The organism is Sporomusa sp. 246TCP1 (assembly GCF_057319775.1).
Map to the genome: position 1 here is coordinate 5289031 of NZ_CM170492.1, position 24629 is coordinate 5313659.

General features: G+C 45.1%; 26 protein-coding genes. 23 read left to right on the forward strand and 3 right to left on the reverse strand.

The genetic code is table 11. The features are described 5' to 3' along the window. Nucleotides 1-31 precede the first annotated feature (31 nt). Both rnmV and rsmA read left to right on the forward strand, forming a co-directional pair. On the forward strand, nt 32-613 hold the full coding sequence (gene rnmV, locus AC1ECB_RS24960; RefSeq protein ID WP_485666317.1) for a ribonuclease M5: 582 nt from the start codon (nt 32-34) through the stop codon (nt 611-613). Then, nucleotides 603-1466, forward strand: a complete 864-nt coding sequence (gene rsmA, locus AC1ECB_RS24965; RefSeq protein ID WP_485666318.1) for a 16S rRNA (adenine(1518)-N(6)/adenine(1519)-N(6))-dimethyltransferase RsmA — start codon at nt 603-605, stop codon at nt 1464-1466. The genes rnmV and rsmA overlap by 11 nt, the downstream gene beginning before the upstream one ends. A 27-nt stretch (nt 1467-1493) precedes the next feature. Here rsmA and AC1ECB_RS24970 read toward each other — a convergent pair whose 3' ends face one another. Next, nucleotides 1494-2294 carry a glycosyltransferase family 2 protein gene (locus tag AC1ECB_RS24970; RefSeq protein ID WP_485666319.1) on the reverse strand — a complete coding sequence of 267 codons (801 nt, stop codon included), beginning with the start codon at nt 2292-2294 and terminating at the stop codon, nt 1494-1496. 186 nt (nt 2295-2480) lie between these two features. On the opposite strand from AC1ECB_RS24970, the gene yabG reads away from it, so the two are divergent. The 3 genes from yabG (at nt 2481) to AC1ECB_RS24985 (ending at nt 6076) form a co-directional block, all read left to right on the forward strand. Beyond that, on the forward strand, nt 2481-3356 hold the full coding sequence (gene yabG / locus AC1ECB_RS24975) for a sporulation peptidase YabG (protein WP_485666320.1): 876 nt from the start codon (nt 2481-2483) through the stop codon (nt 3354-3356). Between the two features lie 87 nt (nt 3357-3443). Next, nucleotides 3444-5186 (forward strand): N-6 DNA methylase family protein, encoded by a 1743-nt coding sequence (locus tag AC1ECB_RS24980; protein WP_485666321.1) that lies wholly within the window; start codon nt 3444-3446, stop codon nt 5184-5186. 236 nt (nt 5187-5422) lie between these two features. Continuing rightward, nucleotides 5423-6076, forward strand: a complete 654-nt coding sequence (locus AC1ECB_RS24985) for a CAP domain-containing protein (RefSeq protein ID WP_485666322.1) — start codon at nt 5423-5425, stop codon at nt 6074-6076. A gap of 57 nt (nt 6077-6133) precedes the next feature. Here AC1ECB_RS24985 and AC1ECB_RS24990 read toward each other — a convergent pair whose 3' ends face one another. Then, nucleotides 6134-6409: a hypothetical protein gene (locus tag AC1ECB_RS24990; protein WP_485666323.1), complete on the reverse strand. Its 276-nt coding sequence runs from the start codon at nt 6407-6409 to the stop codon at nt 6134-6136. Nucleotides 6410-6920: 511 nt separating this feature from the next. On the opposite strand from AC1ECB_RS24990, the gene AC1ECB_RS24995 reads away from it, so the two are divergent. The 4 genes from AC1ECB_RS24995 to AC1ECB_RS25010 all read left to right on the forward strand — a co-directional run bounded on the left by AC1ECB_RS24995 (nt 6921) and on the right by AC1ECB_RS25010 (nt 10132). Further along, a complete protein-coding gene (locus AC1ECB_RS24995; protein WP_485666324.1) occupies nt 6921-7307 on the forward strand; it encodes a hypothetical protein in 387 nt (128 codons plus the stop codon). 210 nt (nt 7308-7517) lie between these two features. Beyond that, complete coding sequence (locus AC1ECB_RS25000) at nt 7518-8192, forward strand: DUF3794 domain-containing protein (protein WP_485666325.1); 675 nt, start codon at nt 7518-7520, stop codon at nt 8190-8192. Nucleotides 8193-8226: 34 nt separating this feature from the next. After that, nucleotides 8227-9186, forward strand: coding sequence for an SPOCS domain-containing protein (locus tag AC1ECB_RS25005; RefSeq protein ID WP_485666326.1), 960 nt, complete (start codon nt 8227-8229; stop codon nt 9184-9186). Nucleotides 9187-9328: 142 nt separating this feature from the next. After that, complete coding sequence (locus tag AC1ECB_RS25010) at nt 9329-10132, forward strand: HipA family kinase (protein WP_485666327.1); 804 nt, start codon at nt 9329-9331, stop codon at nt 10130-10132. Here the strand turns inward: AC1ECB_RS25010 and AC1ECB_RS25015 are convergent. Next, on the reverse strand, nt 10094-10576 hold the full coding sequence (locus tag AC1ECB_RS25015; protein ID WP_485666328.1) for a L,D-transpeptidase: 483 nt from the start codon (nt 10574-10576) through the stop codon (nt 10094-10096). The genes AC1ECB_RS25010 and AC1ECB_RS25015 overlap by 39 nt on opposite strands. A gap of 143 nt (nt 10577-10719) precedes the next feature. Here AC1ECB_RS25015 and AC1ECB_RS25020 point away from each other — a divergent pair, with 143 nt between their 5' ends. The 14 genes from AC1ECB_RS25020 (at nt 10720) to AC1ECB_RS25085 (ending at nt 24601) form a co-directional block, all read left to right on the forward strand. Then, a complete protein-coding gene (locus AC1ECB_RS25020; RefSeq protein ID WP_485666329.1) occupies nt 10720-11556 on the forward strand; it encodes a cyanophycinase in 837 nt (278 codons plus the stop codon). A gap of 17 nt (nt 11557-11573) precedes the next feature. Continuing rightward, nucleotides 11574-14240: a cyanophycin synthetase gene (gene cphA, locus AC1ECB_RS25025; protein WP_485666330.1), complete on the forward strand. Its 2667-nt coding sequence runs from the start codon at nt 11574-11576 to the stop codon at nt 14238-14240. A gap of 93 nt (nt 14241-14333) precedes the next feature. Further along, nucleotides 14334-14816, forward strand: a complete 483-nt coding sequence (locus AC1ECB_RS25030; RefSeq protein WP_485666331.1) for a chemotaxis protein CheW — start codon at nt 14334-14336, stop codon at nt 14814-14816. 3 nt (nt 14817-14819) lie between these two features. Beyond that, nucleotides 14820-15680 carry a 4-(cytidine 5'-diphospho)-2-C-methyl-D-erythritol kinase gene (gene ispE / locus AC1ECB_RS25035; protein WP_485666332.1) on the forward strand — a complete coding sequence of 287 codons (861 nt, stop codon included), beginning with the start codon at nt 14820-14822 and terminating at the stop codon, nt 15678-15680. Nucleotides 15681-15682: 2 nt separating this feature from the next. Then, complete coding sequence (locus tag AC1ECB_RS25040; protein ID WP_021168520.1) at nt 15683-16366, forward strand: GntR family transcriptional regulator; 684 nt, start codon at nt 15683-15685, stop codon at nt 16364-16366. A gap of 23 nt (nt 16367-16389) precedes the next feature. After that, complete coding sequence (locus AC1ECB_RS25045) at nt 16390-17148, forward strand: nucleotidyltransferase family protein (protein WP_485666333.1); 759 nt, start codon at nt 16390-16392, stop codon at nt 17146-17148. Nucleotides 17149-17342: 194 nt separating this feature from the next. After that, nucleotides 17343-18161: a pur operon repressor gene (purR, locus tag AC1ECB_RS25050; protein ID WP_485666334.1), complete on the forward strand. Its 819-nt coding sequence runs from the start codon at nt 17343-17345 to the stop codon at nt 18159-18161. 138 nt (nt 18162-18299) lie between these two features. Next, nucleotides 18300-19667, forward strand: a complete 1368-nt coding sequence (gene glmU / locus AC1ECB_RS25055; RefSeq protein WP_485666335.1) for a bifunctional UDP-N-acetylglucosamine diphosphorylase/glucosamine-1-phosphate N-acetyltransferase GlmU — start codon at nt 18300-18302, stop codon at nt 19665-19667. Between the two features lie 5 nt (nt 19668-19672). Beyond that, nucleotides 19673-20620 (forward strand): ribose-phosphate diphosphokinase, encoded by a 948-nt coding sequence (locus AC1ECB_RS25060; protein ID WP_485666336.1) that lies wholly within the window; start codon nt 19673-19675, stop codon nt 20618-20620. A 107-nt stretch (nt 20621-20727) separates the two neighbouring features. After that, a complete protein-coding gene (locus tag AC1ECB_RS25065; RefSeq protein WP_485666337.1) occupies nt 20728-21360 on the forward strand; it encodes a GNAT family N-acetyltransferase in 633 nt (210 codons plus the stop codon). Between the two features lie 17 nt (nt 21361-21377). Next, nucleotides 21378-22196 (forward strand): polysaccharide deacetylase family protein, encoded by an 819-nt coding sequence (locus AC1ECB_RS25070; RefSeq protein WP_485666338.1) that lies wholly within the window; start codon nt 21378-21380, stop codon nt 22194-22196. Then, complete coding sequence (pth, locus tag AC1ECB_RS25075; RefSeq protein ID WP_485666339.1) at nt 22197-22757, forward strand: aminoacyl-tRNA hydrolase; 561 nt, start codon at nt 22197-22199, stop codon at nt 22755-22757. It begins immediately after the preceding gene. A gap of 5 nt (nt 22758-22762) precedes the next feature. Continuing rightward, the gene (locus AC1ECB_RS25080) at nt 22763-23986 is read left to right on the forward strand and encodes a radical SAM family protein (protein WP_485666340.1); all 1224 of its coding nucleotides are present in this window, start codon (nt 22763-22765) and stop codon (nt 23984-23986) included. Nucleotides 23987-24016: 30 nt separating this feature from the next. After that, nucleotides 24017-24601: a DUF2284 domain-containing protein gene (locus AC1ECB_RS25085; protein ID WP_485666341.1), complete on the forward strand. Its 585-nt coding sequence runs from the start codon at nt 24017-24019 to the stop codon at nt 24599-24601. The last annotated feature ends 28 nt before the right edge of the window (nt 24602-24629 follow it).

Below are 24629 nucleotides of genomic sequence, written 5' to 3' on the forward strand. Positions count from 1 at the left end.
TGTGTGTTACGTTAAAAAGATGGAGAGCGAAATGATTAAAGAAGTAATAGTAGTTGAGGGCAAGCAGGACATTGCTGCCGTTAAGCGGGCAGTGGATGCGGAATGTATTGCTACAGATGGGTTTAACCTATTGCCACGCACCATAAGCCGGATTGAGGATGCCTATAAACGGCGGGGGATTATTATTCTGACTGATCCGGACAGTGCGGGTGAGCGTATTCGTAAATACTTAGCCCAGCGCTTTGCCGAAGCCAAGCATGCGTTTGTACCAAGAGAACAAGCCTATGCGAATGATGATATTGGCATTGAACAGGCCTCGTCGGAGGCCATTCGCGATGCGCTTAGTAAAGTGCGGCTGCATGAGTGGCAGCCATCAAGTGAATTTAGCTGGCAGGATATTATAATAAACAGATTGACTGGTGTGCCGGACGCCACTATCCGCCGGGCGGCGGTTGGTGAAAGTCTGGGTATCGGCTATGCTAATGCTAAGGGTTTTTTTTATCGGCTCAATCATTATGGCGTTACCCGGGCCGAGTTTGCCGGGGCGTTAAATAAGTTGGATAATGCTGCTAATCTATGCAGCGGTGTGGAGGAACCAAACTATGGCGATTAAGCCGTGTATTGCACAAAAAGAGGTAACTTTACATATATTAAAAACCTTTGGAATTCATATGAGCAAGAAATTAGGGCAAAATTTCCTGATTGACAACAATGTCGTGGCAGGAATTGTGTCGGCTGCTAACGTTTGTGAAGGTGAACCTGTACTTGAAATTGGACCGGGGATTGGCACGTTGACCCAGGGACTAGCCGAAGCGGGGGCCGAGGTTATTGCAGTTGAGCTTGACCGTCGCCTGCTGGAGATCCTTGGTAAGACACTGGAAGGGTATAATAATGTCAGGGTTATTCATGGTGATATTTTAAAAATTGACATTTCCCGGGAAATAAACAAAGAAAAATACAAAGTTGTCGCTAATTTACCCTACTATATTACGACTCCAATTATCATGAAATTTCTGGAAGAGAGAATGCCTGTCGAACTGCTTGTCACTATGGTGCAAAAAGAAGTGGCGCAGCGTATGGTGGCCAAGCCTGGCGGCAAAGATTATGGGTCACTATCAGTAGCTGTTCAGTATTATACAGAGCCGGAAATCATGTTTATTGTGCCGCCGCAGGCTTTTATTCCGAAACCTGCTGTAGAATCGGCCGTTATCCGTTGTACTGTGCGTACGGTGCCGCCAGTTGAGATTGTTAGTGAAAAAATGTTTTTCCGGGTTGTTAAGGCCGCTTTTGCTCAGCGACGGAAAACCCTGGCTAATGGCCTTAAGTCGGCCGGCCTTAGTAAAGAAGAGCTGGAGCAAGTATTGACGCAGGCCCAAATAGATGGCGGGCGTCGTGGCGAGCAATTATCGCTGGCCGAGTTTGCCGCTATTGCTAACGCCTGGTCAAAATTAGTAAGTGATAGCTAAGTGAATTAAAAAACCTCAAAGCCCTGCTCATTTTGAGCAGGGCTTTTCGTTAAGAAACATATCTAACAAATCTAAGCGACGGTCAATATGATAACCCAGGTAGGTTTTGTTCTGCCACTGACGGTTGCGACTTTGGCTATGGAAGGCAGCAATGGCTTCCAGGCAATCGCCGACAATGGTATCAATGATTTTGTTGGTATGAATTTGATTTTTTACAGATGAGCCTAGGCGGTAGTGGGGAATGGTAGTAGCTACGTCAATTTTCAGCTTGTGCATGCGCGCAAGCGCCATGGTAACAGGGGGAATAGCCAGCTCACGCAAGGGCACTGTTTCCAGGAGGCGGCGGGAGACGGCGTGGGGGCCATGGGCCGGGCTGGCTAAATTAATTTTTTTATCAAGCCCCAACTCTTTATTAAGATTGAGACGCCATTGAAAAGTAGGGTTATAGCGTTCGATATGGCGTGGTGGAGAAGGATAACAATTGGTTAAGGCCATATCCAGGTGTTTCAACAATACGCCATCAATCAGCTCCATCAAATTCTCATTAAAAGTACCTACCATGTCGCCATCAACAAAAGCGACAACGTCGCTGCCCAGTGCTAAAGCCACTTTAGCGCCAATTGCGCGGGGCGTGTCAATGCCTAAACATTCATGGAAATAGATAATTTGGAGTTTTGGAAGACGCATTTGTAAAACTTCGCGCATTGTACTGTCTTTGGAACCATTGGACACTAAGATAATGTGGTCAATCGGCAATGTTCCCAGATTTTGCAATACAGTGCTAATACGCCCTCCCTCATTTTTGGCCGGAACGACCACGCAAATCACGTCCATCACCTCGGAGTAAGGATGCGTGTAGAAAATGTATGCTGAAAGCAGCCTTATGAGGGCTCGCTATAGTATATAGCGGAAAGAAGGCATTTGCCACCAGGTGCAGCCAGTAATTTTGTGGCACTTTAGTTAGGCGCTACATAGGATGTAATAGTTATAGCTACTGGTTAAGGGGGGATTAAGGTGGACATTCAAGTAGGCGACCTGGTTATTAGAAAATCTCATGGCGGCGATATTGTTTTTAAGGTAACAGACATATTTGTTGACGATACCCAACAAACACACTGCGTGCTAAAGGGACTACATTTACGGCTAATGGCTGATTCGCCTATCGATGATTTAGAGCCGATTGAAGCAGAACATTTACGCAATGAAATTGTTCGCATGGAGAATATGCATAACAATACTCTGCGGCAGGTTCTGATACGCCGCAGCCGCGAACGGGAACAAATTGAATTAAGGCGGTCTGAGGCCACCAAGAAATTTACTTTTTTTGATTTGCCTGGCCGGGTATTGCATCTTGATGGTGATGAAGAATACCTTAAAATGTGTTTGAAAACCTACAATCAACTTAATCTTCAGGCAGAGGGCCGTTGGGTGGAAGAAAGTAAACAAGCGGACGTTATTATCAACTTATTAGAAGAAATCCGGCCGGATATTCTGGTATTTACAGGTCATGATGCCTTAATTGGCAATGGTAAAAAGGATATAAATGATATCAATAACTACCGCAACTCGAAACACTTTGTGGCAGCTGTAAAAAAAGCCCGCATGGTTGAGCCTTCCCGCGATGAATTGGTTATATTTGCTGGGGCTTGCCAATCACATTTTGAAGCTATTTTATCTGTGGGCGCCAACTTCGCCAGCTCACCTAACCGAATTTTTATTCATGCGTATGACCCGGTTTTTATTGCGGAAAAGGTAGCTTTTACACCGATAAACCGGATCGTCGATGTAGGTGACGCTATTACGGCATCAGTAACCGGGGTTGATGGCGTAGGAGGTCTGGAGACCAGAGGAAAATTCCGGTTAGGTATGCCGAAAACGCCAATTAAATAACATATAGACCTATAGTATTAAAGGGAAAGATACTATTTCGACGAACTATTATCTTGTTGAAATACTAAATATATGTGGAGGTCTAAGGTGGTAGTAACAGGAGAGCCGCAAGGCACTAGGAATGTCCGTAAGGCTGGCGGTGTTTTTTATACGCCAGTACATATTGTAAAATATATTCTGGCATGCACGCTGGCGCATCATGATATAGTGGCCAATCCGGTACCGCGAGTTCTTGACCCAGCTTGCGGGTCAGGCAACTTTTTGGTGGCGGCTTATGATTTGCTGCTAGCTAAATTTGCTGAGAAACTACCTGTATTGCAAGTCAGGTATGCGGAGGAGCGCTACATGATCCAAACGGCTATGACCGAATATTATCTTGATGGCAGATCCTACTGGCGGAGCGAGAACTTACATTACCACATTGTCCACTATTGTTTATATGGAGCTGATATGGATGAAGCTGCAGTAAATCAGGCGCAAATGCGCTTGACGGAAAAGCAAGCAGCAGTGTCACTGGATTCGGATATTATGAATTTGGTTAGCTGTGACAGTCTAATCAAATGGGAAGATAATCTGATCGAGGTGGACGGTTATACCGACAATGACCGTTTGCGGCTAGCCGATTTTTGGACGCGAAAATATGATTATGTTATTGGTAATCCCCCCTATATCAGTTTTGGATTAAACCGGGTAGGTAAAGTGACTGCCGGGCAGGCGCAGTATTTGCGGCTGAACTATCCCCATTCGGCACAGTATAAACTTAGCTATTATGCGCTGTTTTTAGAACGCGGTATTTTGGCGCTAAAGCCGGGGGGCTATCTCGGCTATATTACGCCTGACAGCTATCTGCTAGGCCGCTACTATTCCAAAATTCGCGAATTTATTCTTGATAATTGTAGGGTACAGGAACTGGCATTGGTCAGTACGAAGGTATTTGGCGGCGTGGTAGTGGGAATTCCGGCTATTACCATTTTGCAAAAAGAAAGTAGTGAGGAAGCCAAATCAACGGCCATAGTAACGGTCAAGAAAATTAATGAAACAGAGATCGAGCCTGCTGTTTATCAATACTTGCAGGCGTATTTCTCTGAGCAGGTCTATAAACGGTTTCGGATGTTTTTCTTGGCAAGGGATAAAGATATTGTTGATAAGCTGGATCAAGCCCCCTGTCGGTTTGGTGATATAACAAAAATCAGGACAGGCATGCGCTCGCTTACTGTGCAGGCAGATATAAAAAGTAAGATGAAGCAGGGCAGTACCTGGCGACCAGGGCTGGTATCCTCAGCACAGGTATTGCCTTTTGTGCTTTCCTATCAGGGTGACTGGCTGGACGTTGATCCGACCAAACTAAATAAAGGCGGTTGGGATGGGGAGGTCATGGCCGGACCCAAGATTTTCCTCAGACAGACAGGCGATAGTCTAATCGCTGCTGTAGACAAATCGGGGTACTACCATCTAAATAATATTCATTCTCTGGTGGTAGATAAAGGTGAACTTAGTTTAGAATATTTGGTGGCTATTCTTAATTCCCGTTTAATGAATTTTTATTACCAGACTGTCACTTTGGAAAAAGGGCGATCTATGGCGCAAGTGGACATTGAAATGGTGGAAAAGCTGCCGCTAATCATTGACAAGCAGCGTGCCGGTTCGTTAGCTCAGTTAGCAAGACAGTTGGCCGGGCAGGGTGGCTGTGGAATTGAAGATAATGGTATCTATAATGAACTGAATAAAGTAGTCTATGAGATATATGGGTTATCTGTAAGCGATAGCCTGTATATTGAGCAGAGCATTAGCAAGGGTGAGCAGGCAAAGATGCGAAAAAAGCGCCAGTGAAAGGTGGGCGGGTGGTGTCCTCCTTCACCATACATAAATTGCTAGCGTTTAGGGACAGGAATTTAAGAAAATGAGTCGAATATTTACATAACATCAAACTGATTAATTAGTTTGAAACCGATTAAATGTCAATAAAAATGACACTATATCATTAAAACAGACACTAGAAGGTTGGTTATGTAAAGTTTATGAAGGTTAAAAAATGGGTAACTAAAACGATTTTCGGGTTGGTGATAATGTCGATACTTACTACCTCATTTGGTGGTGCAGGGGCGATAACTGCTTATGCGGCAGAGGTAGGAGAAGAAGAATCTGTTCAAAATGGGGACGACAAGGCTGTTATTACCGGTTTAGTAGCGCTTGGTTTACTGGCGATGGTTGCTAGTGGGAAAAAGAGTGGTAGTAGTGATTCAGCAACTCCGACTACTCCGACTACTCCGACTACGTCTACTGCTTCTACCACGGGTTCAACATCCCAGCAAGCAACAACTACAACTACCTCGGGGCTTACGGCTGATGAAGCCAAAGCGTTTCAACTATTGAACGCAGACAGGGCAGCTAATGGCTTGCCTGCTCTCAAACTCAACATGAGTTTGGTTCGTTTAGCGGAAAACTATGGACAGGATATGATTAATCGCAACTATTTTTCACACTACAATCCGGAAGGACAATCTCCTTTCGACCGTATGCGGCAAGCGGGTATTAGTTATAGCGCGGCCGGTGAAAATCTGGCCATCAACAGCAGTGTGACGGCAGCTGAAAAAGCCTTTATGAACAGCTCCGGTCATCGTGCCAATATTTTGAATTCTAACTATACGGAGGTAGGTATTGGCGTTCGTACTAACGCTGCAGGGTCTGTGTATGTAGTGCAAGAGTTTATCAAAAAATAGGAACAGTTTTATTGGAATAGTAAATCCGCGCCAAATGGCGCGGATTTACTATTCCAATTACATACACTTCGGGCAGCTGCCACGATGCTCGTGGTAATCGAATTCACAACCGCAATAAGGACATATTTTATACAAACGATAGGTGCAAATTTTATAAAGCTTATAGTAACATTTAAAGGTTTTGACACATTCTTTGGTAGGCTGGCATTTCATTTTGGGAGTGCAGCAAGACATATCCATATCGTGGCAGTCATCATTCATGTCATATTTGTCATTACATTTGTCGTAGTCATCATCACACTTCCAGTAGGGATATTTTTTGTAAGCCTTCATTAACTGTATTACCTCCTTATTATTTTGATGACATACTTTCTCCCCTAGGGGGAAGAGCATCTGATATATACTATGAACAACATGGAGAAAATGTTATGTTGTTTTCCGGGAGAGAGTTTATATATCAGCAGTAGAAAAGTTTACAGGCGCAGGCAGGTTGTGTAAAGTCAAAGTATAATGAGCTATATATAGTAAAGAAAAGAAGCTGAAATCTTTATAAAACCAAGAATTTCAGCCTCTTTAAAAAAAGTAGTTAAGTAAAGGTATTTTTTTATATTAACGGAAGATGTACGGATCAAGCTTGTGGAGGAAGGCACCATACATCTTCCGTGATTTTTTTACTACACATTGTAGGTATCAGTATAACCAAATAATTTTAGAATTCCTTTAGAAAATAATGTAAGACATAATTGGGTTACAGACAAATATATTTTAAATAATTACATGCGATAATAAAAATACATATATAATCGATTTTGACAATTTTTAGCGGCTATAGGAGGGATATACTTTGGCAGCACAGGTGATTTTGTTTCCTGCTAAATCTGAACCCAACTTAACGGAAATAGAGAAGCTCATTCGGGAATGGCTGTTCAATGTGTCGGAAGATCAGGATTTCATTGAGACTGTGGCTTCGCGGATGATGAGTTTTATCAATAATTATGCCAATAAATGGTTTGAGCCTGCGTTCAACTTAGTTGTACCATCAACGTTAACCCTGGAAGAAAGGAAAGCACTTTGGGTTTCCATTGAAACAGGTGTTGATGAAACCGCCAAGCAAGTACAAGAGATGATTAATAAGATAATTGTAGAACGATTTTTCCTTGAGATAGAAATATATGAAAGTAAGGAAAAAGGAAAAATGGGGAAAAAACAATTATTGTGCCCTAAGTGGTAAACCAAACAAGCATAAGGCAGGAAAAAGCATCTGTAGTTCTATTGACTACAGATGCTTTTTTGTCGTTACACAGTGGAATTTTCGGGGTATGTTTTCCGGACATTAGTCATAGTTATAGCTTAGAGATTTGCCTGCAGTAATACATTTTTTGTCACATAAAAATTAGTGCAGGCATATATATAATTAGAATATACAAAGGGGGGAATCTGCATGAACGATAGAGCCTATAAAGAGTGTACTCTTGGCATTGAAACCGGAACTATTATCGTGCGTCAAATAGTGGGAGAAAAGGAAAAACAAAAAGCACTGGATATTCACGTAGTTGTTCCGGAAAGAAAACCTTCCATTGAGCAAATTGTTGATGTATTTGTTAAAGAAGTAGAAGTAAATAGTGTTGACGTAATTACCGATAAAGTTATCGTTCGGGGTGAGTTCGAGATTAAAGCCATTTATGTAGCCGCTCTGCCTGAGCAGCCTGTTCATGCTGTAGAAGTTAAGCATTATCGGTGGACTCTTGATATTGATATTCCTGGTGCACGCCGGGGGATGGATGCTGAGGCTAGCGTTGTTGTTGAGTTTGTGGATTATGATGTTGAAGACCATCATCGTGCTTATAAATACAAAAATTTTGAGCCTATTGAGTGTGATGACGACGAGGACGACGATGATGATGACCATAACCATGACCATGACAATGACAATGACTGTCACGACCATGATCACGACCATGATCATGACCATGATTGCGACCACCATGGACATCATCACCACCGCAACTGCCGGGAATTTGACGTATCAGTTATTTTAAAAGTTACCGCCAAAGTTATGACTGACCGGGAAGTTACTATTGGAACCGGAACGTTGCCAACTACACCCAAAGGTTAGATTTTTTAGGTATCAACGGAGAGGGGGGGAAACCATGGATGATAAAACGAGAGCAGCTTCTGGTTCAAGTAATACTTCAGGCATGACTGTCAAAACAGTTGCCGGTGTAACTACTGTTGATAGTGCTGAATTGGAATGCGGCTGCCCGGAACCAGGTCCGGAGACAATTGAGGTAGAACAAGTCCTGGGTGCTGAAATGGCCCAACGGGTTGTGGAACTTGATTTGTTTGTTCCGGCGCAGAAACCAGATATTGAACAAGTAGTTGACGTATATGTGAAAGAGCTGGAAATTAACAAAGTTGATGTTATTCCAGACAAGGTCATTGTGCGTGGTGAATTAGAGGTAAAGGTAATGTATGTTGCTGATTTACCTGATCAGCCGGTACATGCGTTTGAAAAAAGGCACATTCGTTGGACGCGGGATATTGTGATTTATGGTGCTGAACCTGATATGAAGGCAACTGCCGATGCAACTGTGGAATTTGTTGACTATGATTTCCATTGTCATCATGACAGGCGTAAGGTGCATATTACTATTGTACTTAAGGTCTGGGCCCGGGTAGTTACTACCACCGAGATGGATGTATTTGCGTTAAGTCCGATTGATGAAATCGGTATTGTCGAAAGTACTACAGCTACAGATAAAGTCAGTGCCAGTCAGTTTACTGATGAAAATGTATCAGCTGCAGAAACTGGTGGTGGAAACATAGCAGGGTTTGGCGAACAAAATGTTATCGTCACCGGTCCGATGACACCGACCGCCGGTACATCCACTAGTGCTACCGGTACGGTAACAGTAACTGGCAGTACAGTTAATATCAGAAGTGGACCTGGCACAAATTTCCCTGTTGTAACAAAGGTTAACAAAGGCACGACATTAACTGTTAAGGAACAGGCTTTTGGTTGGTACAAAGTAGTGCTTACTGATGGTACTACTACTGGCTGGATAGCTAGTTGGCTGGTAAATAGCACTACGGTTAATGCAAAAGGTTGAGAGTAGCGACCCAGGGATAGTAATCATCCCTGGGTATTGTTTTCATTTGCTTACACCAAAATCCCGGAGGCGCTAAGCAGCCGGGATTTTTGGTCCGGATGGAAAGGTTAAATCGTTATCAGCGGTGAGAGGAGATGGTCTAATGTATCGGGCGTTAAAATATATCGGTCCGGTGGGGCTGGGAGCCACATCTCCACAACTATTTCGCGCCGAAAATGACTGTGGAGAAGTAAAGGTATGTGTTGTTAAGTTATCATCCAATCGTCTTGGATCCAAGGTTCTCGTAAACGAGTTGCTAGCCGCTCATTTTGGCGATTGGCTAAAGCTTTGCTTTCCGCCAGGGGGACTTATTGACATTTCTCCAAAGGTATTGGCCGGTAGCCGGCGCTTGACGGCTGCTGCCGTACTGTCCGGTTGGCACTTTGGGTGTGAGTATTTGCAAGGAGTTGGCTATGTAAACAAATACAATCTGCATCAGGCAGTAAATAAAGATCAAATGGCTGGCGTTATGCTGTTTGACCACTTGTTCCATAATCCTGACCGGACGGAAAATAGAAAAAATCTGTTAATCCGCAAAGAACGGGATGGCTATAAGCTGTATGCGATTGATAATTCACATTTGTTTCGTCGCGGCAAATGGACAACCGGTATGCTGGAAGAGTTAGCTGATACGATTACAGTAAATCATCGCCGTTCCTATGGTGTACTTTTGAAATATTATCTAAGGCCGGCACAATTATTTAAGTATGCTGCAGCTGTTAAGAATATTGAGGATGCGAAATTTGCTCAGTTTATGGATAGTATTCCTGAGGAGTGGCTGCCTGATAAGGCGGAGCGGCAGGCTTTGCTTGAGTTTCTTGTTAGCAGGCGTGACAAAGCCTGCTGGGTAGCAGAACAATTAAGCCGGCTAATCCCGAATATACATCGGGGTACCGACATTTATTAAGGCAAATATTTCTTCAGCATGCGCGTTATGCATCCGGATACAGCCGTTAGATACCATTTTACCAATTAGCCAGGGGGCATTTGTACCATGAAGACCATAGGCATCATAATTGAGGCCCATCCAGCGTGTGCCGAGCACTCCGCCCGGGTTGGTAATTTTTGTGGCAATGGCAAAATTGCCGGTAGGTGTCGGGGTTGATGGTTTGCCGATGGCAACTGGGTATTGCCGGACTGGGTTATTACCATCAAATAAGGTTATTTGGCGCTGGGATTTAACCAGGAGAATATTAGCTCTGGGCAGCATGTGGCTAGTTCTGATAGGGGAGATTGGTATTACTTCCTCAGTGGTAGCAGTCAGGTTTTGACAGTAGGAGATATAATTTTCACCTGCTGCCAGCGTAATGTTTTTTAAAGATTCGGGCAAATAAATCTTTCTAATGTTCAATATGTTTCGACCTCCGTTTGCACCCGTTTTTCTGCTTCATTATATTCAATACCAGTCAGTTTGGTTAATAAAAACCTATTGAATAAATTTTATACAATATTGGTAAAAATAGGAGCAAAGGGTAAACAGGAGAATTTATTAGGATGAATGACACAACAACAGCAAATAAAGACAAACCGTGCGGTAGTTTACTTATCATTGGTGGTCATGAAGATAAAGTAGGCGAGTGCTTGATATTGCATCAGTTTATTGATATGGCTGGCGGCAGAAATAGCCGGATTGTAGTAATTGCTACTGCCACCGGCCAGCCCCGCCTTGTGGGTAATGAATACCGACAACTATTTTCCTCTCTCGGAGTGGCGGCAGTCACCATTATGGCTGTTGCCGACCGGGAGGCGGCAAACCAACAGGAACAGGCTGAGATTATAAAGCAGGCTACTGGCATATTTTTTACAGGCGGTGACCAACTGCGTTTTACCAGTATTCTTGGAGGGTCAGCAGTTGACGCTGCCATTCGGGCTGCTTTCAGGCAAGGAGCCGTCATTGCCGGGACAAGTGCAGGGGCAGCTGTTATGAGTGAGACTATGATTGTAGCCGGTAACTCTAATGATACGCCTAAGAAGTCTTCCTTAATCATGGCTCAGGGTATGGGGTTTTTAGCAGAAGGGGTAGTTGATCAGCATTTTGCCCAACGTGGACGTATTAACCGTTTGCTGGAAGCAGTCGCCCAAAATCCGCATGTTTTGGGAATCGGCATTGACGAAGATACAGCCCTTGTTGTTGGACCTGACCGGCTTTGTAAGGTAATTGGCTCACAGACGGTGACCATTATTGACGGTAAGAGTATTATCTATTCCAACATTTCTGAATCCAATCGCTATCAGCCACTAGCCATATCTAATGTACTATTACACATTTTGCCTGCAGGATTTGGTTTTGATTTAAATCTAAGGCTGCCACTGCAGCTTGCTACTAACTAGCTAAAGGGGATTGCAACATGAATTTATTATCTACACGCTTTATTGCCGGACCTAACATCTACAGTTATCGTCCGGTTATTAAAGCGACTATTGATATTGGCAGCTATGAGGATATAGACAGCAGTGGAATGGTTGATTTTGTCGCGTGCTTATTAGCACTATTGCCAGGGTTACACAAACATAGCTGCTCACGGGGTTATCCTGGTGGTTTTGTAGAACGTTTGCACGAGGGAACGTATCTGGCACACATTTTTGAGCATGTAGCGCTTGAACTACAGTCGCTGAGTGGTGACGAATATGCCTCTGCTTTTGGCAAGACCCGCGGGTCGGGGCGTCGGGGCGTTTATCAGGTTGTATTTGGTTGTAAATCAGGTCAGGTAGGGTTAGCCGCCGCTGACGGTGCCTACCGCTTGCTTGTGGCGGTGCTTAATGGACAAGCTTTTAATGTGCCGGAGGTAGTTGCGAAGCTAAAAAGAATTGGAGAAGAGGGCCGGTTGGGACCAAGTACAGCAGCTATTTTTGAAGCGGCGCGAAGGCGGGGTATTCCTGTTTTGCGTCCGGATTATGAAGCTAATTTTCTTATTCTCGGCTATGGTAATAAGCAACAGCGGGTTTGGGCCAGTATTACCGGACAAACAAGTTCCCTGGCTGTTGATTTGGTGGGAGATAAATTTCTTACCAATACGTTGTTGCGGCAAAATGCTGTTCCTGTACCAGAGGGATATATTGTTACAAGCTTGGCAGAGGCTGTCGCTGCTCTTGATAGGATCGGTGCGCCGGTTGTTATTAAACCTGTCAATGGTAACCACGGAAATGGGGTTACTCTAAATATATGGAATAAAGCCGAGGCGGAACGGGCCTATCAATTGGCTGCTGAGTATGATAAGCGGGTGTTGGTAGAAGAATATGTAGCAGGACGCCAGTATCGACTGTGCGTTGTTAATGGTAAACTGGCGGCAGGGGCTGAAAGGATACCGGCTCATGTTGTTGGTGATGGTATCCACACAATTGCTGAACTGGTTGAATTGGTTAATCTGGACCCCGCGCGTGGCAGTGGACATAGTCGTCCGCTAACCTGTTTGCATATAGATACCGCGGCCATCATGACACTGTCTAGGCAAAATCTATCAACAGCGTCTATTCCTGTTGCCGGGCAGGTGGTAGATATCCGTGATAATGCAAATCTAAGTGCAGGTGCAACAGCCAAAGATGTAACTGCCAGTATTCATCCGGAGATCATCCAACTGGTGGAGCGGGCAGTGCGGCTTACTGGCCTGGATGTGGCGGGGGTTGACTTGGTTATGCCTGATATTTGCCAACCGCTGGTTGCCGGGCAAGGGGCCATTATCGAAATTAATGCTGCGCCTGGTCTAAGAATGCACTTATATCCAAGTTTCGGGATCCCCCGTGATTTAGGTGCAGTAATTGTTGATTATCTATTTCCTGATGGGGCCGATGGCCGGATACCGATAATTGCCGTCACCGGCACAAATGGCAAAACCACGGTTACCAGGCTTATTGGGCATATCTTTCGGCAAGCTGGTTATAAAACAGGTATGACCACCTCAAGCGGCATCTATGTAGATCAGGAGTGTATTGTGCAAGGCGACACAACTGGTCCGGCCAGTACGGCCATGATATTGTCAGATCCTGCGGTAGAAGTGGCTGTATTGGAAGTTGCTCGTGGCGGTATCCTTCGAGGTGGATTGGGCTATGATTTTGCTGATGTAGGTATAATTACGAATATTACTGAAGATCATATTGGGCAGGATGGTATTGAGGATCTTGAGGATTTGGCCTATATTAAGTCCTTGGTTATTGAACGCGTACGGCCAGATGGCTTTGTGCTTTTAAATGCAGATGATAGCCGGGTGGCAGAGCTCAAGGTACGGGTAAAGAGCGAAATTATTTATTTTAGTACTCAGCCTGACAATATCATTGTTCGTCGCCATCTCGGTGAAGGGGGCAGGGCCTGTTTTGTCAAAAATGATGCCATTTATTTGGCAGAGGGAAAAAAAGAGCAAGTTCTGATAACAATTGTTGATGTCCCTCTTACCTTGCAGGGGTTTGCGTGTCATAATATTCAAAACACAGTTATTGCTGTTGCGGCTTGTTGGTCGCAGAAGGTATCCTTAGAGGCTATTCATAAAGGCGTGACCAGCTTTAACCAAAACCCGGGGAGACTTATGCTGATGGCGATGGCAGGCTTTCAGGTTTGCGTTGATTACGCTCACAATCCGGCTGGTTGTCAGGCGTTGGCGAGTACTTTAAGGCGCCTCAAGCCAAAAAAATTAATTGGAGTCATTGCGGCACCTGGTGACCGGAGGGATGATGTTATCATCAGCCTTGGTCGAACTGCTGGCCAGGGATTTGACAGTATCTATATTAAGGAAGATTGTGATTTGCGGGGGCGGCAGCCGGGTGAGACAGCGGCCCTGCTGCTGCAAGGTGCTTTGGAAGCCGGGATTGCCGCTGCGCAGGTAACCACCATCCTTGATGAATACGAGGCCGTGACTACTGCTCTGAACCAGGCCGCAGCAGACGACTTAATTGCCATTTTTTACGAAAATTATGATGTTGTCATGTCGGCGATAACCGGGTTTGAACAGAGGCAAAAATCCGGCTGCTTGTGTGGAACAGATTTCCCAAAATTAGTGGTCGCCGGAATGCGAATCAAAGGATAATGAAAAAAATATGGAAAGTAAGTTGGTAGTTGCAGGCAACTATCCGAACAGGTAGAATATATATGATATAGACTGCCTGTGGGGGTGTCATGGATGGAAAAGAATGATATAATTGTTGACCAGGAGCTTCAACTAGTAATTTTTAAACTGGCTCAGGAAGAGTATGGGTTACCCATTACCAAGGTAAAGGAAATAAATCGTCTGGTGTCGATCACCAAATTACCACAAATGCCCCCGTTTATGGAAGGCATTATAAACTTACGGAGCCGGATTATTCCGGTAATAGATCTAAGAAAGCGTTTTGGAATTGTCGTTTCTGAATACACGGAAGAGAGCCGAATTATTATTGTTGAAGTTAGTGGCGAAACGGTCGGTGTTATAGTTGATGCCGTTGCTGAGGTAGTTCGGATAGCTGCTGTCAGTGTTGAGCCGCCGCCCCCGTCATTTGTTCTTGATGCGAAATATATCCAGGGGATAGGTAAACTAGAGGATCGGTTACTTATCTTGCTTGAGATTGATCAAATTTTGAGTTCGCAAGAAACCATTAATTTGAAACAGCTTACTTTGCAAGGATAGGATATGCTAATACTTAACGCCTATGCAAAGATTAATTTGGCGCTTGATGTCCTCTATAAACGCCCTGATGGTTACCATGAAGTAGCTATGGTTATGCAAGCTATCCGACTTGCAGATACGGTTACGTTAACAAGTCAGCCTAACGATATTGCGCTGAGTATTAATATTTCCGGTTTACCGGCAGATGACAGCAACTTGGCTTATCGGGCGGCTGCCTTGCTCAAACCATACGCCTTCCCGCAGCAGGGGGTTCATATCCGATTGGACAAGCAGATTCCGCTCGCTGCAGGTTTAGCCGGTGGCAGCGCGGATGCCGCCGCTGTGCTTAAGGGATTAAACAGCCTATGGGAACTCAATCTGAGCTTGGATGCGCTTAGTAAATTTGCTGCCCAGCTTGGTTCTGATGTGCCATTTTGTCTATATAATTCTACCATGCTGGCAACAGGGCGGGGAGAACTGCTGGAACCGCTGCCGCCGCTCAAATCCTGTTATGTTGTACTTGCCAAGCCAGCGATTGAAGTGCCTACTTCCTGGGTGTACCAACAATTCAAGGCCGACAAAGTTTCGCGACGCCCGGATATTGCAGTTATGCGTAACTGCCTTGCAGCTGGCAGTTTGACAGGAGTGGCCCGAAATTTGGTTAATGTACTGGAGAGTGTAACGATTCCCGCATACCCGGAAATTGCCAAAATTAAAGAGTCTATGCTTAGATATGGAGCTATGGCGGCGCTGATGTCTGGTAGTGGGCCAACTGTATTTGGTCTTGCTCATTGCCAGGAGCAGGCAGAGGCGATTGCCTGCCGGCTAAAGGCTGAGGGCGTGCCTGAAATATTTGTAGCAGAAACAGTTTCAAAGGTGGAGTGATTGTGGAGAGACGATTAATACCGATTCGATTAGACAGCTATAAACCACTCAGAGAAGTGGTAGCAGAAACATTAAGAGAAGCTATTGTTAGTGGAACATTAAAACCCGGCGAGCGGTTGATGGAAATTCAACTGGCGGAGGAATTGGGTGTAAGTCGTACGCCGGTGCGGGAAGCCATCCGCAAGTTGGAACTGGAAGGCTTTGTTGTAATGATTCCCCGTCGGGGAACCTATGTGGCTGATCTGTCAATTAAAGACATTAATGAGGTTTTTGAAATACGTACCGCACTTGATGTGTTGGCTGCCGGCCTTGCGGTCGAGCGTATTACTGAAGATGAATTGGAACAATTGGAACGACTGCTGGTGGAAATTGGTGAATTAATTGAGGGAGACGATATTGATAGAATAGTCGAAGTTGACAGCCAATTTCATGATGTTTTATACAGGGCCAGCCGTAACGAACGCTTAGTTGGTATTATTAGCAATCTCAGAGAACAGTTTACCCGCTTCCGGGCAATCTCCATTCAGTATCCGGGGCGGATGAAAGTATCTATAGAAGAACATTGCCACTTGGTTGAGGCTATTGCCTGCCGCAACACTGAACTGGCTCAGCAAATTGCCCGCGAGCATATGGAGAATTCAGAACAGACATTGCTGCAGGATTTGAACGAACGCCGTCAGGCCTAACATCTCAAAAGGAGTGTAACTTAATGTATGATGCCATAATCCTGGCTGGTGGAGAAAATAATGAGCATTTAAATCGCTATACAGCGCAGCCCTATGAGGCCCTGATTGATATTGCCGGCAAACCAATGGTGGAGTATGTGGCCGAGGCGCTTGCGACCAGTAGCCATGTTTCCCGCATTTTTGTTGCTGGTCCAGCCGAAGAACTGGGCAAATGCTCGTTCCCCGAAAAGGCCGTCATCCTAAATGGCGGTCAGACAATTATGGAAACCATCAGCTTGGGAATGAAGGCATTAGGACATGAAAACCTGACTTTGGTGGTAACAGCGGATATTCCGCTACTGACATCGGCTGCTATTGATGATTTTCTCAGACAATGTGCCAGCGTGAATGCTGATGTATATTATCCTGTTATTGCCCAATGTGATCATGAACGCCGTTTTCCAGGTAATAAACGGACCTATGTGCGCTTGAAGGAAGGAACATTTACCGGGGGCAACATCTTTCTTGTCAACCCCCGGATTGTTCCGCAATGTGTACAAGTCGCCGAGCGTATTATTGCTAATCGGAAAAATCCTGTTAGGCTGTGCTTTCTGTTAGGCTGGATTTTTGTTGTGAAATTTATTTTAGGCTCACTGAAGCTTACCCAGGTAGAAGCCCGGGTAAGTGATATTCTGAGAATTAAAGGTGCGGTGATTCGCTCCCCGTATGCGGAACTTGGCATTGATGTCGATAAACCAAGTGATTTGGAGTTAGTAAGAATTTGTTTGTCTCAAACCTGCTGATTGAACGCGGAATATCTTCCGCGTTTTTTATTTATCCGTTTCTGCCGGCGTCCTAAAGGACTTGGCACAAGCCAAGTCTTATATTGCAAAATTTTTATGAGTGGCAGGAATTGTCGATTCTGTAGAGAATGTGAATAAAAAAATATATTTAGGAGATAATATTCGGTATTTCCATGATTGTGGAGGAAGTAAGCATGGATAAAGTACGGAAAATGGAGCGAGTAGCTGCATTGACTAAGATTATGACAGATCGGCCGCGGTATCTATTTTCACTTAGTCAGTTTAGTGAACTGTTCGGGGCTGCTAAGTCAACCATATGTGAAGATATTACAACCATAAAAGAAACCATGGGACATTTCGGGTTAGGGATAATTGAGACAGTAGCCGGAGCTGCAGGAGGTGTCCGGTTTATTCCCAAAGTATCGGACACAGATACGGATAAGATCTTGCATGAACTGGCTTTTAGACTGGCTGAACCTAACCGTATTATCCCTGGTGGTTTTTTATATATGTCAGATTTGTTATTTACTCCCCATCTGATGGTAAAAGTGGGAGAAATTTTTATGCAGCGGCTGGCACATTTAGAGCCTAATTACATTTTAACTGTGGAGACCAAGGGTATTCCCCTGGCCTTTATGACCGCGCGGGCTTTTGATCTGCCACTTATTACTGTAAGACATGGCAGTAAGGTAACCGAAGGATCAGCTGTCAGTATAAATTATGTTTCCGGTTCTTCAAAACGTATTCAAACCATGTCGCTCCCTAAGCGGGCGGTGCCAAGCGGAGCCAGGGTGTTGATTATTGATGATTTTATGAAAGCAGGTGCTACGGCGCGAGGCATGGTTGATTTAACAAATGAGGTTGGGGCTAAGGTTGTTGGTATCGGGGTACTGGTAGCGACCGCCGAACCTGAGCATAAATTAGTGGCAGACTATTTGTCGCTGCTTATTTTACATGATGTTGATGAACATACTAAAATAACAGACATCAGACCAGTGTTAACCTCAGACTAGCGAAGGGATATAGATTTGCTGCGTTTTCGGCTTTAATTTTATCACCTGGAGGATTTTGCGTTTTTGTGTCGAAAGGAGAATAGTTCCTCAATAGACCGAGCCTGAGCTGTGCTCGCAGTCAGGAATGGAGGTATATCGATGTCAAATTTGATGGCTATCATCCTGGCAGCTGGTAAAGGCACCAGGATGAAATCAGCCTTACCTAAGGTTCTCCACCAGGTAGGCGGTAAACCTATGGTTCAGCAGGTACTAGATGCAGCTGTGTTTGCTGGGGCAGACAAGAATGTTGTCGTTATAGGCTTTGGTGCGCAAAGTGTAGCTGATGCGTTAGCTGGTCAGGCTGAATTTGTTGTTCAGACTGAGCAACTTGGGACAGGGCATGCAATCATGCAGGCTAAGCGCGAACTAACAGATTTTGATGGCACAGTTATGGTCTTATGTGGCGATACGCCGCTTTTGACCGGAGAACTGTTGACCAAGCTGTACGCTGAGCATAGTCAAGCGCAAGCCGCTGCTACTGTACTCACGGCAGTCATGCCTGACCCGGCCGGATATGGACGGGTTATTCGTAATTCGGCTGGACAAGTAGAAAAAATTGTTGAACAAAAAGATGCCAGTCCGTCAGAACTTTCGGTATGTGAGATTAATACCGGTATTTACTGTTTTGCGGCGAGGGAATTGCTTGCGGCACTTGATGGTTTAACCTGCAATAATGCGCAAGAGGAGTATTACCTGACAGATGTGATTGCAATTTTAAACAAACAAGGCCAAAAAGTAGGAGCTGTACAAGCTGCCGACTACCGCGAGACGCTGGGGATAAATTCCCGCTTGCAGCTGGCAGAAGCCGAAAGCATTATTAGGCGGCGCAAACTTGATAACCTGATGGAAAATGGTGTTACTATTATGGATCCGGGCAGTACTTTTATTGATACTCAGGTTGAGATCGGCGCTGATACCATTATTTATCCATTTACCTGGATTGAGGGCCAAAGTAAAATTGGTGCTAATTGTTTAATCGGTCCCAATACCCGGGTAACCAATACCACGGTAGGGGATGAGACTACTATTCATTTTAGCTATACCCATGACTGTACTGTAGGTAATCATGTGATTCTTGGTCCATATGTACACCTGCGGCCTGACACCTGGCTTAAAGACGGGGTAAAGGTGGGCAATTTTGTTGAAGTAAAAAATAGTGTTGTTGGCGAGAAAAGTAAGCTGCCACATCTTAGCTATATCGGTGATACTGATATGGGTGCTGGCGTTAACATCGGGTCAGGTACTATTACCGTGAACTATGACGGTAAACATAAACATCGTACGACAATTGAAGATGATGCATTTATTGGCTGCAATACTAATTTGGTAGCGCCAGTGACGGTTGGCAGCGGCTCTTATGTAGCTGCCGGTTCGACCATTACCAAAAACGTTCCCCCCGGTTCTCTGGGAGTAGCACGCGCCCGTCAAAACAATATTGAGGGCTGGGCGGAAAAACAGCGGAGGTAAGATAAATGGAAGATACAAAGAGATTACGAATATTTAGCGGCAACGCTAATCCGGTACTGGCCAAAGAGATTGCTGCCTATCTTGGATTGACAGTAGGCGATGCTTTTGTTGGTAAGTTTAACAATGGCGAAATTCAGGTAATGATCGACGAAAGTGTGCGCGGGACAGATGTGTTTATTGTTCAGCCGACAAGCTATCCGGTCAATGATAATATGATGGAACTGCTAATTATGATTGATGCTGTAAAACGGGCTTCGGCCAAAAATATCACCGCAGTCATTCCTTACTATGCTTACGCCCGCCAGGACAGAAAAACGCGCGGCCGTGAACCCATTTCGGCTAAGCTAATGGCCAACCTCCTGACAGTAGCCGGTGCTACCCGGGTTGTTACTATGGATTTGCACGCCGGACAGATTCAGGGTTTCTTTGATATTCCTGTGGATAATTTGCCAGGTGTTCCTACCCTGGCTGAATATATTATGTCATTGCAGTTGGAAGATCTTGTTATTGTATCACCTGACCTTGGCGGTGTATCGAGAGCACGGCTGTTTGCCGACCGGATGCATGCGCCTATTGCCATTATTGAAAAACGGCGTCCGGCTCCTGGTGTAGCCGAAGTTATGAACCTGATTGGTAATGTTGAGGGAAAAACCGCTGTCATCGTCGATGATATTGTCGATACCGCCGGCTCGCTCACAGAGGGGGCAAATGCTTTGACTAGAATGGGTGCTAAAGCCGTATATGCCTGCTGTACCCATGCTGTATTAAGCAACCCTGCGGTAGAACGCATTGAGAAGTCTAATATTACTGAACTTATTGTTACAAATACTATTCCGAGGGCAGAAGGGCAGAATTCTCCTAAGATTAAGGTGTTGTCAGTAGCTCCGCTTCTTGGTGAAGCGATTATTCGAATTTTTGGCGAATTGTCGGTTAGCAAACTGTTTGACAATTAATTTACTCCACTTCGGCCTTGTGAGCATAGGGCAGCAATGACCGGCTATAATGGGAGGTACGCAAATAGGGCGCGAATATCGCGCCCTATTTGCAAATAAACTATGATATGAGTAAGTATGTAATTATGCGCGCCCGGCTGACCGATGTGCCGGATATTGCCAGCCTGTTTACCGAAAGCTTTATGGATAGTGTATTGCATCATTGTGGTGGCCGCCTGCCTAATCCGCAGGCTATGCAGGATGTGTTTACATTGGTTTATCAGGCAGAGCCGGCAGCGGCATTACTTGCTAAAGAGCAAACAGGACAGGTGCTTGGTTATTGTTTTGCCCCGGTGGGCTTAAGCCAACTTTGGTGGCAGGCTCTTACCGGCGGGCACCTAATTAAATGGGCTTGGCGCTGGCTTACAGGTCAGTATGGCTTTGGTTTGTACCCTGTCAAAATCATTGTGCTTAACAAAGTGGCTTTTCTTCGTTCTGCGGCGACTCCAGGGAAGGTTGCTAACGCCCGAATTTTATCTATTGCGGTCACGCCAGCTGCCCGGGGCAGAGGTATTGCCAGTGCGCTGATGGCTGAAGCTGATAAGTATTTTAAGGATAATAAAGTACAAAGAGTACGGCTGGAAGTGCGGCCAGATAATCAGCCGGCTATCCGGGTTTATGAAAAATCAGGTTACTATCCGGGGGGGACTACCTATGATTCTCAGGGACCCTGGCTTATCATGTTTAAGGAAATTTCCTGAAACGGGGTTGCTGTACCATGTTTGAAGCCAATATCCGTCTTATTAGCATGCTGGGATTGCTTACGATAGTAGTGATTATTAGCTTGCTTTTGGACTATCTGCGGATACTCAGACGACCAGTACGACTTGGACTTAGTGTAGCTATTCTGGGTATTATTATTGGTTTTATTTTAACCTTAAATGCCGTACTGCCGACTAATCATTTTTACGGTCCGGTATTTTCGGAAAGCAGGACAAGTCTGAAATTGGTGGCGCTTACCTTTGATGATGGCCCCTATCCGCCGTATACCGGCCAAATTCTGGATATTCTAAAAGAGCAGCAAGTACCGGCTACGTTCTTTGTCATTGGTCAAAATGCCGCCAAATACCCTGACATAATCCGGCGGATTGCCGCCGAAGGCCATCAATTGGGCAATCACACCTATAATCACGTCGACTTGCTAAAATTGGACCGCCAAGCTATTATAACAGAGATAGCACAGACCAATAAAGTGATTGCTGATGTTGTAGGCTATGCACCCCATGTGGTGCGACCGCCGCATGGTTTTCGTGATGCCGTTGTTATGGATGCTATGGCCGAGTATCAGCTAAAGGTGGTCGAATGGTCAGTGGCTAGTCGCGACTGGGTGAACCCTGGAGCCGAGGTTATTGCTGAGCGGATACTGGGTAAGGTACAAAATGGTTCAGTCATTCTGCTCCATGATGGCGATGGTATTGCTGCCGCTTTGCCGAGAGAGCAGACGGTGGCTGCTACGCGCATAATCATTGACAAGCTGGTAGCGCAGGGCTACAAATTTGTTACTGTTGATGAAATTCTCAAAGTGTCGGAGGAGTAAATGAAAATTGTAGTTGGCCTGGGTAATCCCGGGCAGGAATACAGTGCCACCCGCCACAATACCGGCTTTATGGCGATAGACAAACTGGCCGGACGGTGGGCAGTAACAGCTTGGCGGGAACGCTATAATGCTGCGGTGGCTGAATACCGGGGTGAGGAAACCGTGTTATTGGTAAAGCCTCAAACTTTTATGAATCTAAGCGGCAGGGCGATAGTGCCGTTGGCGGCTTTCTATAAGGTTCCTTATGAAGATATTATTGTTATCTATGATGATCTGGATTTGCCGACAGGGCGTCTGCGGCTTAGACTCAAAGGCGGCTCAGGCGGTCATCGCGGTATTGAATCCTTGCTTTTTGAATCAGGGAAAGATGATTTTGCCCGGATTCGCATCGGGATTGGCCGGCCGCCTGAGGGCTGGGAAACAGCCAACTATGTACTGGGCCGGTTTTCGCCGGAGGAAGCCTCTGCTATGAACCAGGCCATCAGCCAGGCGGCTGATGCAGTGGAATGCATTATAAAAGAGGGCTTCAATAAGGCTATGAATAAATTTAACAAAGGGTAAAAAGTATGATTACAACGCTTTATGCAGATAGAAATGGCGAGATATTTGATGCTCCCGGCTGCCATGCTGTCGGCCGCCAGGGACAAGACTATCTCCCTTTACGATCACAAGATATGATTCCTCTGCCGGAAGGCGCGGAACTAATGTTCCTGCCAGGACGTAATGCATTACAGATGAAAGACGATACGCCTCAAATGCTGAAAGGACGCTTAGCTGTGGCCGTCATGTTGCCGGTAGGCTATACTCGCACGCTCCTGCCAGCCTATGAACGCCAGGAGAATGCGCCTCTGCTGCCGCTTTATGGTTATACTGCGGCTGCTCTATATAGAGATGAAATTTATGTGGCAGCAGTCAAGACAGCAGATAACGCCAAATGGCATCCCTACCGTTACAATACGCCGGATTTAAAGAAACGGGTTGCACGGGTAAAACGTGATTTGCCAGATAATCGACTTGTCGAGCATTTGGCAAACTGCTCACTTACCTGGCATTGCTGTACGGCCCAGAATCTATTTTACCGGCGCTGGGAAGCAGGTATTCCGGTTAGCCCGGCTTGCAACGCCAATTGTCTGGGCTGTATCTCGCTCCAGCCGGCTGAGTGTTGTCCGGCCCCGCAAAGCCGGATAACCTTTGCCCCTACAGCGGCAGAAGTTGCCGCTATTGGAGTATATCACCTAACTCAGGCACCGGAGCCTATCATCAGCTTTGGGCAAGGCTGTGAGGGTGAGCCCTCACTGGCTGCCGAGACCCTTGCTGCCAGCATAAAAAAAATACGTGAGTCAACAGTCCGCGGCCAAATCAATATTAACACTAATGCCGGGTTTACCCAGGGAATCAAAACCATCGTGGATGCCGGGTTAAATAGTATGAGGGTAAGCATTATCAGTGCTATGCCAGCCACCTACCAAGCTTATTACCAAGCTAAGTACAGTCTGGATGACGTTAAACACTCTATTGCTTATGCCAAACGGCAAGGGGTGTATGTTTCGTTAAATATGTTGCTATTTCCCGGGCTCAATGACCGGAGCGAGGAACAGGCTGCCTGGCTTGAATTCTTAAGCGAAACAGGCGTAGATATGATTCAGCTTCGGAACCTTAATTTTGATCCTGACGCTTTTTTGGCGGCTATGCCCCCAGGCGGCCAGCCCGGTGGCGTAAGGAGGTTTCTCAAAGCCATTACTGGCAAGTTTCCAGCGATTAAGCTGGGTAGTTTTACTGAAAAGGTATAACGTGTATTACTATGAAATGAGGTAATTGACATGTATTATACTCTCACAAGAATTAATTCTCTACAGGTACCTGAGTTTATCAAGAAATATCAAAACCAAGAAAAATTTATGGCTTTTTGCAAAGAGTGTCCTAATTATAATAACCTCTGGTCTTGTCCGCCGCTCTTAATAGATGCTACTCAGTTTCTACAAACCTTTAATTATATCTACATTATAGGTGTTAAGGTGATTTATGATGCGGAAACCATCAAGTTAGCCGATACAGCTGAAAAAATGAAAGAAATTACTACACGCTCTTTACGTGAAGTAAAAAACAAGCTTTCAGATAAAATGCTCACCTTAGAAAGTGAAATTCCTGATAGTATTAGTTTAGCGTCTGGTGGTTGTTATTTATGTGAACGTTGTCAAAGGCGTGATAATTTGCCTTGCAGGCAGCCTGAAAAAATGCGGTATTCTTTGGATTCTTTTGGATTTGACCTTACAGCAATTACCTCCGAGTTACTGCAAATTGATTTAAAATGGTCAAAAAATAGTTTACCTGAATACTACACGTTAATACATGCATTGTTAACCAAAAAGTCTTTGGGGATTAGGTTAGAGAATATAGAAATATAATAGACCAAGACCTCCCTATCGTTGACTT

Coding starts and splice junctions, on each gene's coding strand:
- rnmV (WP_485666317.1), top strand. CDS start 32: ATGATTAAAGAAGTAATAGTAGTTGAGGGCAAGCAGGACATTGCTGCC.
- rsmA (WP_485666318.1), top strand. CDS start 603: ATGGCGATTAAGCCGTGTATTGCACAAAAAGAGGTAACTTTACATATA.
- AC1ECB_RS24985 (WP_485666322.1), top strand. CDS start 5,423: ATGTCGATACTTACTACCTCATTTGGTGGTGCAGGGGCGATAACTGCT.
- AC1ECB_RS24990 (WP_485666323.1), bottom strand. CDS start 6,409: ATGAAGGCTTACAAAAAATATCCCTACTGGAAGTGTGATGATGACTAC.
- AC1ECB_RS25000 (WP_485666325.1), top strand. CDS start 7,518: ATGAACGATAGAGCCTATAAAGAGTGTACTCTTGGCATTGAAACCGGA.
- AC1ECB_RS25005 (WP_485666326.1), top strand. CDS start 8,227: ATGGATGATAAAACGAGAGCAGCTTCTGGTTCAAGTAATACTTCAGGC.
- AC1ECB_RS25010 (WP_485666327.1), top strand. CDS start 9,329: ATGTATCGGGCGTTAAAATATATCGGTCCGGTGGGGCTGGGAGCCACA.
- AC1ECB_RS25020 (WP_485666329.1), top strand. CDS start 10,720: ATGAATGACACAACAACAGCAAATAAAGACAAACCGTGCGGTAGTTTA.
- cphA (WP_485666330.1), top strand. CDS start 11,574: ATGAATTTATTATCTACACGCTTTATTGCCGGACCTAACATCTACAGT.
- AC1ECB_RS25030 (WP_485666331.1), top strand. CDS start 14,334: ATGGAAAAGAATGATATAATTGTTGACCAGGAGCTTCAACTAGTAATT.
- ispE (WP_485666332.1), top strand. CDS start 14,820: ATGCTAATACTTAACGCCTATGCAAAGATTAATTTGGCGCTTGATGTC.
- AC1ECB_RS25045 (WP_485666333.1), top strand. CDS start 16,390: ATGTATGATGCCATAATCCTGGCTGGTGGAGAAAATAATGAGCATTTA.
- purR (WP_485666334.1), top strand. CDS start 17,343: ATGGATAAAGTACGGAAAATGGAGCGAGTAGCTGCATTGACTAAGATT.
- glmU (WP_485666335.1), top strand. CDS start 18,300: ATGTCAAATTTGATGGCTATCATCCTGGCAGCTGGTAAAGGCACCAGG.
- AC1ECB_RS25060 (WP_485666336.1), top strand. CDS start 19,673: ATGGAAGATACAAAGAGATTACGAATATTTAGCGGCAACGCTAATCCG.
- AC1ECB_RS25065 (WP_485666337.1), top strand. CDS start 20,728: ATGAGTAAGTATGTAATTATGCGCGCCCGGCTGACCGATGTGCCGGAT.
- AC1ECB_RS25070 (WP_485666338.1), top strand. CDS start 21,378: ATGTTTGAAGCCAATATCCGTCTTATTAGCATGCTGGGATTGCTTACG.
- pth (WP_485666339.1), top strand. CDS start 22,197: ATGAAAATTGTAGTTGGCCTGGGTAATCCCGGGCAGGAATACAGTGCC.
- AC1ECB_RS25080 (WP_485666340.1), top strand. CDS start 22,763: ATGATTACAACGCTTTATGCAGATAGAAATGGCGAGATATTTGATGCT.
- AC1ECB_RS25085 (WP_485666341.1), top strand. CDS start 24,017: ATGTATTATACTCTCACAAGAATTAATTCTCTACAGGTACCTGAGTTT.